Source organism: Diplocloster hominis, assembly GCF_032380655.1.
GTDB lineage: Bacteria > Bacillota > Clostridia > Lachnospirales > Lachnospiraceae > Diplocloster > Diplocloster hominis.
In genome coordinates, this window is sequence record NZ_JAWDIY010000028.1 from 1 (window position 1) to 17,279 (window position 17,279).

11 protein-coding genes and 1 pseudogene are annotated in these 17,279 nt (G+C 51.6%); 10 read left to right on the top strand and 2 right to left on the bottom strand.

Annotated elements, in window-relative coordinates; genetic code table 11:
* Positions 1-296: 296 nt before the first annotated feature.
* Positions 297-1,619, bottom strand: coding sequence for an alpha-L-fucosidase (locus ABC831_RS20260; RefSeq protein WP_343249888.1), 1,323 nt, complete (start codon positions 1,617-1,619; stop codon positions 297-299).
* 127 nt (positions 1,620-1,746) lie between these two features.
* Positions 1,747-3,282 (bottom strand): arabinosylfuranosidase ArfA, encoded by a 1,536-nt coding sequence (arfA, locus tag ABC831_RS20265; RefSeq protein WP_343249889.1) that lies wholly within the window; start codon positions 3,280-3,282, stop codon positions 1,747-1,749.
* Positions 3,283-3,432: 150 nt separating this feature from the next.
* Between arfA and ABC831_RS20270 the strand changes: the two genes are divergently transcribed.
* From ABC831_RS20270 to ABC831_RS26560, 10 genes and pseudogenes are all read left to right on the top strand, one after another.
* Positions 3,433-4,908 (top strand): FGGY-family carbohydrate kinase, encoded by a 1,476-nt coding sequence (locus tag ABC831_RS20270; protein ID WP_343249890.1) that lies wholly within the window; start codon positions 3,433-3,435, stop codon positions 4,906-4,908.
* Between the two features lie 24 nt (positions 4,909-4,932).
* A complete protein-coding gene (locus ABC831_RS20275) occupies positions 4,933-5,889 on the top strand; it encodes a sugar-binding transcriptional regulator (protein ID WP_343249891.1) in 957 nt (318 codons plus the stop codon).
* A 322-nt stretch (positions 5,890-6,211) separates the two neighbouring features.
* Positions 6,212-7,576 carry an ABC transporter substrate-binding protein gene (locus tag ABC831_RS20280; protein ID WP_343249892.1) on the top strand — a complete coding sequence of 455 codons (1,365 nt, stop codon included), beginning with the start codon at positions 6,212-6,214 and terminating at the stop codon, positions 7,574-7,576.
* 144 nt (positions 7,577-7,720) lie between these two features.
* Complete coding sequence (locus tag ABC831_RS20285; RefSeq protein ID WP_343249893.1) at positions 7,721-8,590, top strand: carbohydrate ABC transporter permease; 870 nt, start codon at positions 7,721-7,723, stop codon at positions 8,588-8,590.
* Between the two features lie 16 nt (positions 8,591-8,606).
* Positions 8,607-9,437 (top strand): carbohydrate ABC transporter permease, encoded by an 831-nt coding sequence (locus ABC831_RS20290; RefSeq protein WP_343249894.1) that lies wholly within the window; start codon positions 8,607-8,609, stop codon positions 9,435-9,437.
* Positions 9,438-9,439: 2 nt separating this feature from the next.
* Entirely contained in the window at positions 9,440-10,399 is a 960-nt protein-coding gene (locus ABC831_RS20295; RefSeq protein WP_343249895.1) for a nucleoside hydrolase, read from the top strand.
* 96 nt (positions 10,400-10,495) lie between these two features.
* Positions 10,496-11,560, top strand: coding sequence for an L-ascorbate 6-phosphate lactonase (ulaG, locus tag ABC831_RS20300; RefSeq protein ID WP_343249896.1), 1,065 nt, complete (start codon positions 10,496-10,498; stop codon positions 11,558-11,560).
* 14 nt (positions 11,561-11,574) lie between these two features.
* Positions 11,575-12,609, top strand: a complete 1,035-nt coding sequence (locus ABC831_RS20305) for a hypothetical protein (protein ID WP_343249897.1) — start codon at positions 11,575-11,577, stop codon at positions 12,607-12,609.
* A 155-nt stretch (positions 12,610-12,764) separates the two neighbouring features.
* Positions 12,765-15,923: a glycosyl hydrolase gene (locus ABC831_RS20310; RefSeq protein ID WP_343249898.1), complete on the top strand. Its 3,159-nt coding sequence runs from the start codon at positions 12,765-12,767 to the stop codon at positions 15,921-15,923.
* A gap of 800 nt (positions 15,924-16,723) precedes the next feature.
* A pseudogene (locus ABC831_RS26560) lies at positions 16,724-16,923 on the top strand (IS110 family transposase); the annotation flags it as partial.
* Positions 16,924-17,279 lie beyond the last annotated feature (356 nt).

Here is a 17,279-nt window from a genome sequence, read left to right on the forward strand (position 1 = left end):
CAATAATGAGGGGTTTTATCGTTTTTTGTCTATGCGAAACCGACATAGAATCAATCAAAATCACGAATTCCATATGGTTATTCTTCCCGGTTTAATTTCTTAAGTTCGCGCCTATGGGGCCTGTCCCCGGAAGCCGGCATGAATGGGTAAGCTCCCTTACGGCCAGACAAGTAGTATCACGTGCTTGTCTGGCCGTAAGGGAGCTTATTGTATCGCGCCGGCATCCGGGGACAGGCCCCTTCCGCCATTTGTAACCAACTGGCCGGCCCTTCTGACGGAACGTGCCAGTCCCCTCTCTATTTGGTGAATTCCAGGACTACCGGGGCGGAGTCGGCCGGGATATCCAGCAGTTCGATCAGCAGATTCCCTTCGGAGATCATCACATTAGCTCCGAAGTTCCCCAGCGTCTTGCGGAAATCACAGGAAAATGCCGGTTCCGGAATCCGCAGCGTGCTGTTACCGGCCTTCGGATTCGTAACGATCAGGAAGATGGAAGTGTCATTTTGTGTATAATAGACCACTTCTCCGGTTTCCAGCTCCTCTTTTTGACGGCTGAACGGCTTCGTGGAATAGATGGCAGGGCTGTTGACCTCCATCCATTTTCCGAGATAGAGAAGGCGGCTTTCCTGCTCTTTGGGTATTGTTCCGTCCGCTTTCGGACCCACATTGATCAGCAGGTTGCCGTTGTAGGCCACGGTGTCGATCAGCAGGGTGATCAGTTCATTGTGGCTTACATAGTGTTCGTCGGTCTCTACCTGGTTATAGCCAAAGGATAAGCCCATACCCTGGCAGCATTCCCATTTCTGCTCCAGGAACTTGTCGCCCCGGTGGTATTCTTTGGTTTTGTAATCATACCAGACATCGTGCCAGCGGTCATTTACCACACCTTCGGGGACGGTATTGTAGTAATGGGCGAAGAGATAGGGAAGATCGTTAAGTCCCTTAAGGGGCCAGTCCAGATCGTTCCACAGCACGGAAGGCTCAAAAGTATCCACCAGTTCCATCATCTGGTTATAAGCGAAGTCTGCGTATCCATTGGTAATATTGTTCGGGTGATGAACTTCATAATCGCTCATCATCGCATTGTGGGTGACGTGCCAGTTCAGCATGCCGGAGTAATAGACACCGAAGCGCATACCTTCCTCTCTTACCGCATCGCACAGTTCCTTCATGAGATCACGGCCGGGACCCTTTTGGTAAGAGTTATAATCCGTATACTTCGTATTCCACAGGCAGAATCCGTCGTGATGCTTCGTGGTGGGGATCACATAGCGGGCACCGGATTTTTTAAATAGCTCCGCCCATTGGGCCGGGTCCCAGCGCTCGGCCTTCCACAAGTCAGCAAAGGATTCATAATCAAAATCGGCACCGTAGGTTTTTACATGGTGTTCATACGTGGGACCAAATCCTGCGCGCACGGAGTTGCAGTACCATTCCGCATAGGGATTATAGGCGAACCACCGTTCGTCAAAGGGAATGGTACCGAGCTTCCCGGAGGGATAAGCCCAGGCGGGGACGGAATAGAGTCCCCAGTGGATGAAGATTCCCAGTTTGCAGTCATCGTACCATTGGGGAACGGTGTGGGTGCGGATGGAATCCATTTCGGGTTTATATTTCATAAGTAATTCTCCTTTCATTCGTATGCCATATCAGGCACAATGGGATTGCATAGCTGCTTGTCCGGATCTTGTTCATATGTCCGGGATCTTGGTCATATGTCCGGGAGCTTATTCATAGACCGGGATCTTATTCGCATACAGTGAACCGGAATACATTCCAGCTCAGGGCAGGGACACAAAGAACCGCGGCCTGATCTTCCACCGATCCTCCCGGACCGGCTGCGGGGGATACACAGAACGGGGCGGACTGTGTATTGCATGCGTTTACATTGTCATGATGCAGCAGGATATGTTCCTTAAGTGACAGGGGGCCAAAGGAGCGCAGATCCAGTGTGACTGTGTGTTCCTCCTCGGGATCCCGGTTGACGCAGAATAAGGTGACCGTCCTGCATGCTCCGGTCCCGGCATCCTCTGCCATAACGGCAACCCCGTCCAGATACGGAACGGAAGTATATTTCTTACAGTCGTACAGAGGAGTATCGATCAGGGTCATCAGAACATTCGTATCCTTTGCGTATTTCGCCACATGCATGAAGGGATAGAAAATGGTCTGGGCCCATGCGCCGCCGCCTTTTTCCGTCATAATCGGGGCGATAACGTTGACCAGCTGTGCCAGGCAGGAGATCTTGATCCGGTCCGCATGCTTTAACAGGGTGATCAGCATCAGGCCGACTACAAGGGCGTCCTCGAAGTTATAGACATCCTGCAGCAGAGGCAGCGCCTGCCCCCAGCGGCCGGCTGCGATCAGATCCTCATCCTTACCCTTGGTGTGATACCATACGTTCCACTCGTCGAAGGAGAGATTCAGTTTCTTTTTCCTGTGCTTTTTCCCCTTGACGGTGTCGCAGATGCAGGTCACCGTGTGGATGAAGTCCTCCATATCCAGCGTGTTGGCCAGAAAACTGGCGGTATCATGCTCCGGGTTTTCATAGTAGCGGTGCAGGGATACGTAGTCTACATAGTCGTAGCACTCGTCCAGTACGGTCAGCTCCCAGTCCCCGAAGGTCTCGATTACAGGCCCGGTGGAACCGCACACGACCAGCTCGATCCCGGGGTCCACCAGTTTCATGACCTTGGCGGATTCCCTGGCCAGACGGCCGTACTCCTGCGCACTCTTCTGACCGGTCTGCCAGGCGGCGTCCATCTCATTGCCGAGACACCACAGCGGGATACCAAAGGGTTTTGCGGCGCCGTTTTTGATACGCAGGTCGGACCAGTAGGTTCCGCCGGCGTGATTCGCATACTCCACCACATTCCTGGCGTCGTCGGCCCCGCGGGTGCCCAGATTAATCGAATACATAAGTGCGGCATCCGCTTTTTTACAAAAGGCTGCGAATTCATGGAGTCCCACTTCGTTGCTCTCTGTGGTCTTCCAGGCCAGATCCAGCCGGCGGGGACGCTGCGTTACAGGCCCTACTGAGTCTTCCCAGTGAAAACCGGATACGAAATTACCTCCGGGATAACGGATCAGAGATACACCCAGATCACGGACCATATCCAGTACATCTTTGCGGAAACCCAATTCATCGGCCAGGGGATGCGAAGGCTCATACAATCCTTCATAAACACAACGTCCCAGATGCTCCACGAATGAGCCGAAAAGGCGGTTGTCAATTTTGCCAACTACATAAGAACGGTCCAGTACTATTTTCGACGATTTCACAACTATTCTCCTTCTCCTTATTTTCAAATGAAACAACTTGCACATCTGTGCTTTATATGATAACATAATTGCATAAATAATCCATATCTAAACCCAAAAAGGCACATTTGCTCATGTATAGCCGAAAAGTTGCACGAAAAAGAGGAGAAGATGATGGAAGCAATTCTGGCAGTTGATGTGGGAACCTCCAATATGAGAGGGATCTTATTTGACCTTGACGGGAATATGATTTTTAAAACTTCGGTGGGAAGTATTCCGATCTACGAATCGGACTGCTGTGTGATACAAAAAGCCGGAGTCTACCTTGACCATCTGGCTGAGGTGGCCGGGAAATGCGGGGAAGCCGCTGCAGAGCGGGGAATTTCGGTGATCGGGATCACGACCACGGCACTTAGGTCCTGTGTGCTGGCGGTGGACCAAAGCGGGGAGCCTCTGTCCGAGGTGATCATGTGGCAGGACAAACGGGCCGCCGGTGTATGTGAGGAGTTGAGAGGCAGCGAAAGGCAGATCTATGAGCATACCGGCGTCCGCCTGTATCCTGTGTTTTCCGGGGTAAAAGCCGCCTGGATCAAAAGGCAGATGCCTGATATCTACGGGAAAGCCGCGCTGATCGTTACGGTGGCTGATTACCTTCATTACAAAATGACCGGCGTGTGGGCCACCGACTACACCTATGGAAGCCGTACCGGGCTGATGAATATCCGCAGTCTGGAATGGGATGATCAGATGCTTGACCTGTTTGGGATTGACCGGGAGAAATTATGCCCGCTGATACCGCAGGGTACGGTTCTGGGCCGTCTGACGCCGTCCTTTGCCGCGGCCTGCGGATTAGCGGAGGGAACACCTGTGGTGACGGCGGGCGGTGACCAGCAGTGCGGGGCCCTGGGGGCCGGAGTGATGGAGAGCGGGAGTGTCCAGGTTACCACAGGGACGGGGGCTTATCTGATCGCCTGCTTTGGGGAACCGGTGCTGGATTCGGATATGCGGTTTCTGTGCAACGTCTCTGCGGTGCAAGGGCAGTACATAGTGGAAGCCAGCATGTTGTCATCGGCTATTTTATATGAATGGTTCTTCCGGGAATTTTACGATGAGAAGGAAGAGGGGATACAGAAGGTGAACCGGGAGGCCTGGCAGTCTCCGGTAGGATCGAAAGGCATTATTGTACTTCCCTATTTCCAGGGGAGAGGTTCACCGGACTGGAACAGCCGTGCCACCGGAAGCTTCCTGAATGTGACCCTGCATAATACCAGAGGGGATTTCGCACGGGCGCTTCTGGAGGGGATCGCCCTTGAGACGGCGGAAAACCTGTCGGTGATAGAGGAATATACGGGGCCGGCATCGAAAGTTTGTCTGTCCGGAGGGCTGACGAAGAGTGTACTGTTTAACCAGATACAAGCAGATGCCTGCGGACGTACACTGCTGCTGGGACAGGACCCGGAGGCTACGGCGAAGGGAGCGTTCTTAAGCGCCGCCATGGCACTGGGGCTGGTGAAAGGACCGGAGGAAGCGCGAAAGCTGCTGGCCGCAGGGGAAGAAAGCTATAAGCCGGTACAGGAGAACACTCAGATCTACCGGGAGATTATGCAAAAGAGGAAGCGGTTATACCAGGCGCTGGAAGGTGCGTGACGGTATGAGAAGGAGGGGATTGAGATGAATAAGAAGGAAATGGTGCAGCTAAGTCTCATGACGGAAGTGGCTTCGATGTATTATGAGAAGGATATGACACAGGAGGAGATCGGGAACCAGCTGTATCTGTCCAGGGCACGGATTTCCAGGATTCTGAAAAAGGCGCACGAGATGGGCGTGGTGGAATTCCGTATCAATCACATCCTGGAAAGAAATCACTCCTTTGAGGAGCGCTTAAAGGAGCGGTTTCAGCTGAAGGAAGTGCAGCTCTACAACAGCGGCCAGAAGACGGAAGAGGAAGTAAGAGACGGTGTGGTAAAACTGGCTGCGGCTCTTTTGAAAGAAAAGATCAACCGGAAAATGATCGTGGGAATCTCCTGGGGCGGAACGATCCGCCGGACGGTGGAGGCGATCACCGATGTGGAGGAGATCCCTATCGACATCGTACAGATTATGGGATCGGCAGCGACCACGAATCTGATGAGCAACAGTGACAATATCGCCAACCGGCTGGCATCCAAGTACGGAGGTATCGTCTACGGGCTGAACTCCCCGCTGTTTGTGCCGGATATCTATGTGAAGAATCAGATCATGAAGGATAAGAATGTGGCGAACACCCTGTCGCTGGCCACTCATGCGGATATCGTGCTTACCAGTATCGGAACGCTGGAGAAGGTAACGGATTCCAACCCGTGGCTGGGGTATATGACGAAAGAGATGTTCGACGAGATCCGGGACCAGGGGGCCATCGGCTGCCTGGGCGCCAGATTTTTCAATAAGGACGGCAAGATTCTGGATAATGCCTGGAACCGCAGATGTGTCGGTATCGAGCTGGAGGACATCCGTAAGATAAAGGAAGTCATAGTGGTGGATACCGGCGAAGTGAAAGCGGAAGCTTTGCTGGGAGCGATCAAGGGCGGCTTCGTGGATGTGCTGATTTCGGATAGCTCGACAGCGGAAAAAATGGTAAAACTGTCGTGATCAAGCCAAAATAATTGAAATAAGCACAAATGTTGCAATAAAAAAGTAACATATGTGCTTATTTTTTAAGCGTATTGCCAAATATATGAGAAAATGTTACAATATCTCTGGAGAAAAGGCAAACGAATTGAGCAAATGTGCAATTTCGCCAAATGATTCTGTGGGGAGACAGCAAGGATTTGCCAGGCGCCGGACAAGACTGCTGTTTCAAAAAAATGAATTAATAATTTATGAAATGCGAAAACGCAGGAGGGAACGGTTGAACAAAGGATGTTCACCCATACCTGTATGTGCTGAAAGACGCACAGAATGGAGGAAAAAGATGAAAAAAAGATTACTAGCATGTACCTTAGTCTTGACTATGATGGCTTCTATGTTAGCTGGCTGCGGTTCCAAAGAAGAGACACAGCCTGAGGCGTCCAAAGAACCCGCCGCGGCGGAATCACAGGCTCCGGCTGCGACGGACTCGGCATCGGATGCCGGCAGCGCAGATGGTGCGAAGTTTGATAAAGAAGTAACCCTGACTTTCTGGTCTCCTACCTGGCATAAAGATGCGGACGAGCAGGTGATCGCGGACTTTGCGAAGCTGTATCCGAACATCAAGATCGAGCCCACCTTCTATTCTACGGACGATATCAAGACAAACACCAAGGTGGCGGCTTCCTCAGGAACCCTTCCGGATATGTGGTACAACTGGGGCGGTTATAACTACGCGAACTACTATGCATCCGCAGATCTGTGCTACGATCTGTCCGCATATGCAGCGGAACACGATTGGGAAAACAAATATGTGAAATCCGCGCTGGATCTCTGTAAAACAGACGACGGCAAGATCATTGCCTTCCCTCAGGTCTACACCGGACTGGTATTATGGTACCGGACAGACATTTTTGATAAATACGGTCTGAAAGTTCCGACTACATTCGAAGAACTGGAACAGGTATGTGCAACCCTGAAAGAAAACGGCCAGGCATCCTTCTCAACAGGCGGATGGCACATTTTCAGATACCTGGAAGCTCTGCTTGAGTACTACGCGGGTCCGGAAGAACATGACGCATTAAATGCTCTGGAAGCAGACTGGTCCAAATCAGAAGCAGTAACCAATGCATTCGCAAAATTAAAAGATTGGGGCGACAAAGGATACTTCATCGACGGTTATGTGACAGAAGACGCCAACAATGCGAAGATGTATGTATTCAGCGGCAGCAGCGCAATGGTAATGGATAACTCCGGTATGGCCTCCGACGTGGTGGCAAACGGATATGACACCTCACAGTACTCCTTCTTTGCACTGCCTACCGGACAGGATGGAAAAACCGGAAGAATTTCTTCCTATGTAAAGACTACCCAGTTTAACAAGAACCTGACCGATGACCAGTTTGAAGCAGCTATGCTGTTCTGGGAGTACTACTACAGTGACGAAAGTCTGGCGGCCCACGCTTCGATCGAGCAGCCTACCGCTGTGGCAGGTGCAAAACTTTCCGACTCCATGGCACTGGCAGACGGCCTTCTGGAAATGATCGACGAAGCCGGAAGCTATACCACCACCGACCAGAACGTTCCGAACGAGATCATGGATGTTGTATTCGCTACGGAAGAGGCAGTATTATTGGGAAGTATCGAACCCTCTCAGGCAGGTGCGCAGATTCAGGCTGCCATCGATTCTTACAAAGCGGCAAATAAGTAATATAGGCAGATGAATATACGCAGAGGGCTGTCGGGAAATGGATAAGTCCTATCAGATAGGAAACGTGACTGCAGATGTCACATCAATATCTGGTATGATTTCCCGGCAGCCCCTGCATATTAACACAGATGGGAGGTTCACAAGTTGAAGACGAAGGAACGGCTGAAAACACTATCTTTTTTGGCTCCGGCTTTGATCATCTATTTTATCATCATCGTTTTTCCGACCTTTTATTCCGTGGTCTTAAGTTTTTTTGACTGGAATGGAATCTCAGAGAAAAAATTCATAGGCATCAAGAATTATGTGAATTTATTTACCAATGACGCAGTGTTTCGAATTGCCCTGAAAAATAATATCATATGGATCGTGCTGACGGTCTGTATCACCGTTGTCCTGGCATTGCTCCTGGCATTGGTGCTGAACAATCATTTTAAAGGGCGTATCATTTACCGGTCGATTTTCTATTTCCCTTACATGCTTTCCTGGATTATCGTAGGTATTATCTGGAAATGGATGTATAACCCTAACTTCGGTATGATCAATACGTTCCTGGACGCTCTGGGGCTGGACTCCTTAAAGGGGGCCTACCTGTCCAATCCCAAAATCGCGCTGTACTGTGTGTTCATCGCGGCGCTGTGGCAGGGCCTGGGACAGCCGATGCTGTACTTCCTGGCAGGACTTCAGACCATGTCGTCGGATGTTCTGGAAGCAGCCAAAATCGACGGAGCCGGAAAGTTCAGCCTGTTCATCCGGGTCATCGTTCCGATGCTGAAAGAAACCTTTGTTATCGTGCTGGCAACACAGATCATCGCATCCATGAAGGTGTACGATATTGTCTATGTTATGACGGACAGCGGGCCGGCGAATGCCACGCAGACACTGGCCACGTATATGTATAACCAGACCTTTTCGTACAACAGCCTGGGGGCGGGAAGCGCTGTCGCTACGGTTATGATGGCGATCATGATGGTGATCATTGTCCCGTATGTAATATACTCCACAAAAGAAGACTAGATGGGAGCGGTGGAAAGTGAAGAAAAAAAGTATAAAGAAAATCCTCTTTTATATCGTGCTGACGCTGGTAGCGCTGATCTGGGTCATTCCCCTGCTCATGCTGTTCTTGTCTGCCATCCGCAGCACCAGTGAGTTCTTTTCAAACCTGAATCTGTTTTCCATCCCGGATACGATTCAGTGGAGTAACTTCTCGAAAGCCTGGGTAAACGGAAATCTCGGCAGATTCATGGCGAACGGCATCATGGTATGTCTGATCAAGGTTCCGCTGGGAGTGCTGATCTCTTCGATGTGCGCATTCGCATTGACCAGAATGAAGCTTCCCCACAGCAACGCGCTGTTTATTTTTATCCTGGTCGGAATGATGCTGCCGGTACAGATGGCCCTGATTCCGTTAAATATCATGTACTCCAGACTGCATCTGAATAATACATATCTGTGCCTGATCTTTACCTACATCGGTTTTGGAATTCCTCTGGGAACACTGGTATTCCGCGGATTTTTCCGGTCCATACCGAATGAACTGGATGAGGCGGCCGCCATCGACGGATGCGGAAAATACAGACTTTACGCCAATATCATCATGCCTGTTGCAAAACCGGCTGTGGCGACTATGTTTATCCTGGATTTCCTGAACACCTGGAACGAATTCCTTCTGCAGAGCGTATTGATTACCAAGGATACGATGAAGACGGTACCGAACGGGCTGCTAAGCTTTATGGGAGAATTCAGTACGGATTACGGTCTGTTAAGCGCAGGTGTGCTGGTTTCAATAATACCAATCCTGATTATTTACATTGTATTCCAGCGCCAGTTCGTAGAAGGAATGGCCGGAGCCGTGAAGGCGTGACAATGATTTACGATGAATACGACTATAAGATACCGGAAGGGAAGAGAATCCGGCTGATCATCGATTCGGATGTGAAAAATGAGGCCGATGATCCCTTTGCGATCATACATGCTCTGTTAAGCCCCAAATTTGACAACCGGGGGATCGTGGCCGCCCATTTTGGAGACGTGAGAAGCCCCCACAGTATGCAGGATAGCTATACGGAAGCAAAGCATATCTTACAATTGATGGGACTGCCGGCAGACCTGGCTTTTCCGGGTGCAAAAGAGCCGTTGACACAGCGGGACGGACAGCTGATTTCGGACGGCGCTTTGGCGGCACCGGGACAGGGAGCCCCATCTGAAGGCGCGCGGTTTATCATAGAAGAAGCACTTCGGGAAGATACAAATGAGCCGTTATACGTGGTATGTATGGGGCCTCTGACCGATGTGGCCCTGGCCTGGATCTGCGAACCATCCATCGCACAGAAGCTAACCTGTATCTGGATCGGCGGCGGGGCATATCCTTTCGGTGGTTTTGAATATAATCTGAGCAATGATATCCTGGCGGCCCGGATCGTCATGCATTCGGACCTGCCTTTGTGGCAGATTCCCAGAGATGTCTATTCGGAGGTCCTGGTTTCCATGGCGGAGCTGCAGTATAAGGTAAAAGGGTGCGGGATATTGGGCGCGTATCTGTTTGAACAGCTGGAACAGTGCAGCCACACATCCGCCTCCATGGCTACCAACCGGACCGGAGAATTCTGGTGCCTGGGTGACTCGCCGGGGATCGGGGTGCTTCTGGCCGATCAGCTGTTTGGATATGAAATAAGAAGAGCGCCCGGTATCCGATCTGTTATGACCTACGCTGACGGGCCGGACAACCGTGAGATAAAAGTATACCAACGGGTGAACAGCCGTTACATACTGGAGGATTTTTTTGCTAAATTAGCTCTGTATGCACAACGGCAGGGCACAAAGTGATGTGAGACGGTGTAATCGGACATATCTGACATAGTAATATTTGTATTTACATAATGGAAGAGCGCATAAAGAATTAAAGAAATGAGGAGGCAGACTATGGCAAAAATAGACGAAATCACCAGGGAAAGCTGGATCATGAGCAGCTGCCCGGAATGGGGTACCTGGTTAAATGAAGAGATTGAGGAAGAGGAAGTAAAGCCCGGAAATGTGGCTATGTGGTGGCTGGGCTGCACCGGGCTGTGGCTGAAAACCCCGGGCGGCTGCAACATCAGTATCGACCTGTGGTGCGGAAACGGCAAGAGGTCAAAACAAAATAAATACATGGCCAAAGGGCACCAGATGGCTAACATGTGCGGCGGAAGGCTGCTGCAGCCGAACCTGAGGGCCACTCCCTTTGTGATCGATCCATTTGCGGTAAAACATGTGGATGCGGTGCTGGCGACCCATTATCATCAGGATCATATGGATCCCAACTACGCTGCCGCGGTGCTGCGCAATGTAGAGGAGAAGGTCCCCTTCATCGGACCGAAGAAATCCATCGAACTGTGGCGTTCCTGGGGAGTACCGGAGGACCGTTTCATTGAGGTGAAACCTGGTGACAGCGTAAAAGTGAAGGACATTGAAATCTTAGCGCTGGAATCTTTTGACAGAACCTGCCTGGTCACCACAAACGGGGAAGAAGATATCCGCCATACCTGCCCGGATGACATGGATGAAAAAGCGGTGAACTATCTGATCAAAACCCCGGGCGGCAACATTTACCACAGCGGCGACAGCCACTACTCCATCTATTTTGCAAAACACGGCAAGGACCACAAGATCGATGTGGCTTTCGGCTCCTATGGAGAGAATCCTGTAGGAATCGCGGATAAGATGACTTCCTGCGATATCCTGCGCATGGGGGAAGCGCTGAACTGCCAGGTGGTGATTCCGATCCACTATGACGTATGGACGAATTTCATGGCGGACACCCGGGAGATCGAAGTGCTCTACGAGATGAAAAAATACCGTCTGAACTATCAGTTCCACCCGTTTATCTGGGAGGTGGGAGGAAAATATGTATATCCTGCCGACAAGGAGAAGCGCCAGTATCATCATGACAGAGGCTTTTCCGACTGCTTTATCGAGGAACCCAACACTCCGTTCCGGTCGATTCTGTAAGCAGGGAGGTAAATATGAAATTTCAGAAAAAAGTCTTGTGCGACATGGAGCGGTGTTACAGTGTTGCCGTAATGCCGGAGGATGGAAACGATTATGCCTTTTGGGCCACCGAGGGGAAAGTTGGCGGCTGCGTGGCCTTCGACTGCAGCTCTTTTGAAAATAAGAAGACCGTGTGGGAGGAACCGGGCGGAACTATGAGCATGGTGCCGCTGGGGGAAGGAAAAGGCTTCCTGGCGGTACAGAAGTTCTACCGTCTCTACGACTGGGAGGAAGCAGAGCTGGTCTGGTGCCGGAAAGAAGGGGATGGATACCGGGTGCAGGAATTATTTACCCTTCCCTATCTTCACCGGTTTGATGTACTCAACGGAGCAGGCGGTACCTATCTGATCTGCGCTACTCTGGCGGAGCACAAAGCCACACGGGAGGACTGGTCGCTGCCCGGTCATCTCTATGCGGCCAAACTGCCGGAGGATCTGAACGACGGGATTACACTTACCCCCCTTCCGGTCGGGATCTACCAGAACCACGGCTTCTGCAAAAAAACGGTGGACGGTAAGGATATCGCATACATCGCCGGCCGTGAAGGCGTATTCCGCGTCACTCCCCCTGAGAATGCTGCTGCGGACTGGACGGTAGAGAAGATCTTAGACCGTGCCTCCAGCGATATTGACCTGATCGACATCGACGGGGACGGTGTGGAAGAACTGGCGGTTATAGAAGAATTCCACGGCTGTTATTATCGGATCTACAAAGAGATAGACGGAGAATACCGGCAGGTGTTCGAGCATCCGGAAGTCACGGAATTCTACCATGTAGTGAGGAGCGGCAGACTGAATGGCCAGCCGGTATTCCTCGGCGGATGCAGGCGGGGGAAACAACAGCTCTTCGTTATCTCCTGGGATGCAGCTGCCCGGAAGTTTGGGATTCATACGGTGGATGAGAACGCAGGCCCCAGCAACGCCATGATCTATAACGGCGCGGATGGTGACTATATCCTGTCCGCGAACCGGGAAGCTGCCCAGGCGGCAGTATATAAAGTAATACCATAAGATCGATTTGGGACATGTCCATTTCGGTTTGGGACATGTCCATTTCAGTTTGGACATGTCCCAAATCAATTTGGACATGTCCCCGACCGTACCACCGCATCAGCGACAGTCTCTCAAACGTAGATTGACACCGTTCACATAAAGGAGATAAACGAATGTTGTATAAGCAGTCTTATAACACCCCATTTTCACCAAAGCTGTTCCAAAACCCCACCAGCGAATACCGGGCCGCCCCTTTCTGGTCCTGGAACTGTAAGCTGGAGACGGAAGAACTGCGTAAGCAGATCGCGGATTTGCAGGAGATGAAATTCGGCGGGTTTTTCATGCACGTGAGAACCGGAATGGATACCCCCTATCTGAGCGACGAATATATGCAGATCGTACAGGAATGTGTGAAGGAGGCCAAAAAGAGACAGATGCTGGCCTGGCTCTATGATGAGGACCGCTGGTCATCAGGCGCGGCCGGGGGGATTGTGACGCAGGACGAGCAGTACCGGCAGAAGTATCTGCTGTTTACACCCTGGTCCTATGAAGAACTGGGAGGGATGGAAACACCGGGCGGCTTCCTGTCACAGCCCTTGAGAAACGGGAAGGGGACGCTTTTGGCCAGATATGATATTGAATTGGACAGGCAGGGATGCCTGGCCGGATACCGGCTGCTGCCGGAGGGGGAAGAGCCAAGAGGCGATGTCTGGTATGCCTATCTGGAAACTGCCCAGCCAAATCCCTGGTATAATAACCAGACCTACAGCAATACATTGGACAAGCGGGCGGTAGAGCGGTTCCTGGAAGTGACCCATGAGCGATATAAAACCAGAATCGGTGAGGATTTCGGCAAGTCCGTACCTGCTGTATTTACAGATGAACCGCAATTTTCCAGAAAACACACGCTGAACTTTGCCGGAAGTAAAATGGATGTGACGCTGCCCTGGACCGATGACCTGGAAGATACATTTTGTGAAGCCTATGACAGCAGCCTGCTGGAAAAGCTGCCGGAACTGATCTGGGAGCTGCCGGATCAGGAGGTGTCTGTAACCAGATACCGCTATCACGATCATGTGGCCGAGCGTTTTACCGAGGCATTTGCCGATACCTACGGGGAATGGTGCCGCAGGTATCATCTGCTGCTGACTGGACATCTGATGGAGGAGCCCACCCTGGAATCCCAGTGCGCGGCTCTCGGAGAGGCGATGCGTTCTTACCGGGGCATCGATATCCCGGGCGTGGATATGCTTCGGTGGGACCTGGAATACACGACTGTGAAACAGGCCCAGTCCATGGCGCATCAGTATGGACGGGAAGGCGTCATGAGCGAACTGTATGGGGTGACCGGCTGGACTTCCGATTTTCGGGATTATAAGCTGCATGGGGACTGGCAGGCAGCCCTGGGAGTTACACTGCGGGTACCGCATCTGTCCTGGGTTTCAATGGAAGGTGAGGCCAAGAGGGATTTCCCGGCCACCTTCGGATATCAGTCCCCCTGGTACCGGGAGTTTGGATATGTGGAGGATCACTTCGCGCGGGTGAATACGGCGTTAACCAGGGGGAAAGCAGTCGTGCGGGTCGGTGTGGTACATCCCATTGAGAGTTACTGGCTGCACTGGGGGCCTTCCGATCAGACCGCGGATATCCGGCAGCAGATGGATGAGAATTTTCAAAATGTAACGGAATGGCTGCTTTTCGGAGGGATTGATTTTGATTATATCTGTGAGTCACAGCTGCCGTTCCAGTGCCCTGAGGGCGGAGCGCCGCTTCATGTTGGAGAAATGAGTTACGATGCCGTCGTGGTTCCCGAGTGCGAGACTCTGCGCAAAAGTACGTTGGATCGATTGGAAAAGTTCCGGGAACAGGGCGGCCGGCTGATATTCATGGGAAAATCCCCCCGCTATATGGACGCGGTAGTCTCAGACCGGCCTGCAGCCCTCTATCATCAATTGGGGAAGGTGGGACAGGTTATTCCGTTTGAGCGGCAGGATCTTCTGGCTGCGCTGGATGATTTCCGGGAAGTGGAATTGAGAGAAGCGGACGGTACCCGGACGACGAACCTTCTGTATCAGCTGAGATCGGACGGACAGGAAAAATGGCTGTTTATTGCCCGGGGAACCGAGCCCTATAATAAAGATATTCCCCGCAAGAGGGAAATCAGACTGTGGATAAAGGGTATCTATACACCGGTTCTTTTCAATACCCAGAACGGAAAGGAGGAAACGGTTGCCTATCGTCACGGAAACGGCGGCACGATTATCAACTATTATTTCTATGATTATGACAGTTTGCTGCTAAGGCTTCTTCCCGCGGAAACTGCTTCAAAAGAAGAGGCTGAAGAGTACGAGACGGAACAGGGGAAAAAGCAGGAGAACCTAAAAGGCGAAGGGGACAGAAGAGAAGAGCGCCGGCTGCCAATAGAAACCGGGGTGGCTTTTGCCTTATCGGAACCGAATGTGCTTGTACTGGACAAAGCAGAGTTCCGTTTGGACGAGGAAGAGTATAGCGGGGAAACAGAGCTTTTCCGCGCAGATAACCAATGCCGTCAAAAATTAGGCTGGCCCGGAAGAGGAGCGGCTCTGGCACAGCCCTGGACGATAGAAAAAGAGGTGCCATCCCACAGACTTCATCTGCGTTTTCAGGTGGAAAGTGAGATCACATATGAGTGTCCCTATCTGGCGGTCGAGCATCCGGAGCAGGCACGGATTATCTGGAACGGACAGAAGATCGAAGCTTGCGACGCAGGCTGGTATACGGACCGGGCCATACGCCGTATTCCTCTTCCGCAGCTGAAGGAAGGCACCAATATTCTGGAGCTGTCGATCCCGTTCGGCAGACGTACTAACACAGAGTGGTGTTACCTTCTGGGTGATTTTGGTGTACAGGTATGCGGAAGCAGGAAAAGAATCACGGCTTTCCCGAAAAAAATAGGATTTGACGATATTACGAGACAGGGCCTGGCTTTTTATGGAGGGACTGTCACGTATCGGATAAAATTATACAGCAGCGGAGGGGACTTGCGGGTACGCATTCCGCATTACCGGGCAAATGTGCTGCACATATGGATGGATGGGCAGGACTTTGGGCCTCTGGCCTATCCGCCGTATGAGGCGGAACTGGGCAGGCCCGCAGCAGGCCGGCATATGCTTGAGATTACCGCATATATTTCCAGACAAAATGCGTTCGGGGCTCTTCATCAGGCGGACAGTGAGGATAAATGGTGCGGCCCGGACGCCTGGCGGACGGTCGGCGATGCATGGACAGACAGCTACCGACTGGCCGCGGCGGGACTTTTGTCCGAGCCTGTTCTGATAGAGACATTAGATTGAGCTGCTGGCAGTTTGCGTGAAAAGGTATGCAGGAAAAGCAGCCAAGATCATTTCTGTATTGCCTCTGAGGAAAAGGCGGCCGAACGGGTGGAGACAGCAGCAATACTATTACAGGCAGTTCGGGAATCCTTTCAGACACAGGGATAAGGTAAGCGTCCGTTCCCCTTTATATTTAATAATATCATAATCTGATTTATGAACCAGAGGGCTGGCGGGAAATAAATAAGTCATACCAGATAGGGTCCGGGAAGGGAGGGAGGCGGTCCGGCCTTTGGAACCGGGCGGCGAATCCCGTGGGGCCAAATCACTTCGGCCGGACCTAAGAATGGCTAACTCCGAAGTCGGGAGAACCTCTTATTGGCAGGGCCCGGAACAAACTCGCCAGAGGACGGCTCGGACAGTGTTCCAGGCCCTGCGAGGTTCTCCCACCCTCTGCGTAAGCCATTCTAAGGCCCGGCCTCAAGTGATTTGGCCCCACGGGATTCGCCGCCCGGTTCCAAAGGCCGGACCGCCTCCCTCCCTTCCCTGCTTTACTATAGGCTTTTTTAGTACCATAAAAGTGTAGTTGTTAGAGAGTAATTAACTCTGACATCTGCACTTATTTTATTTATAATAAGGGGAGTAATTGGTCTGACGTAGGCTTTTTTGGGTCATTGCATCCGTCATGGAAACCGTTAACCAACCCCTTATTATAGGCAATCGATTAAGCAGGTAGGGATTCGCTCCCGCGTAACCAACTAAACTGGATGGTAATACGTGTGGCTGGAACAATTACGAATAACAGTTATGGGAGGTTCCAGATGATAAGTGCAGGGATTGATGTGTCAAAAGGAAAAAGCACGGTCTGTGTGCTTAAGCCATACGGAGAGATCGTGTGCAGACTTTTTGATAGCATGTGGAGAAGGATTTAGAAGACTTTGACAAACTGCTGCAAAAATTGGAAGGAGAGATACGAATTGTGATGGAGGCTACTGGTATTTATCATCTGCCTGTATTGACAATGTGTCAGCACCTTACACCGTTTACGAACCTTCCACACGATAAAAGCCTTTTGTAAAGCAGGGCTGAAGGGAAGCGGCGTGTCTTGGGGAGCCGGGCAGCAAATCCCGTGGGGCCAAATCACTTGAGGCCGGGCCTTAGAATGGCTTACGCAGAAGTCGGGAGAACCTCGCAGGGCCCGGAACACTGTCCGAGCCGTTCTGTGGCGAGTTTGTTCCGGGCCCTGCCAATAAGAGGTTCTCCCGTCTTCGGAGTTAGCCATTCTTAGGTCCGGCCGAAGTGATTTGGCCCCGCGGGATTTGCTGCCCGGCTCCCCAAGACACGCCGCTTCCCTTCAGCCCGGACCTTCGTCCACAA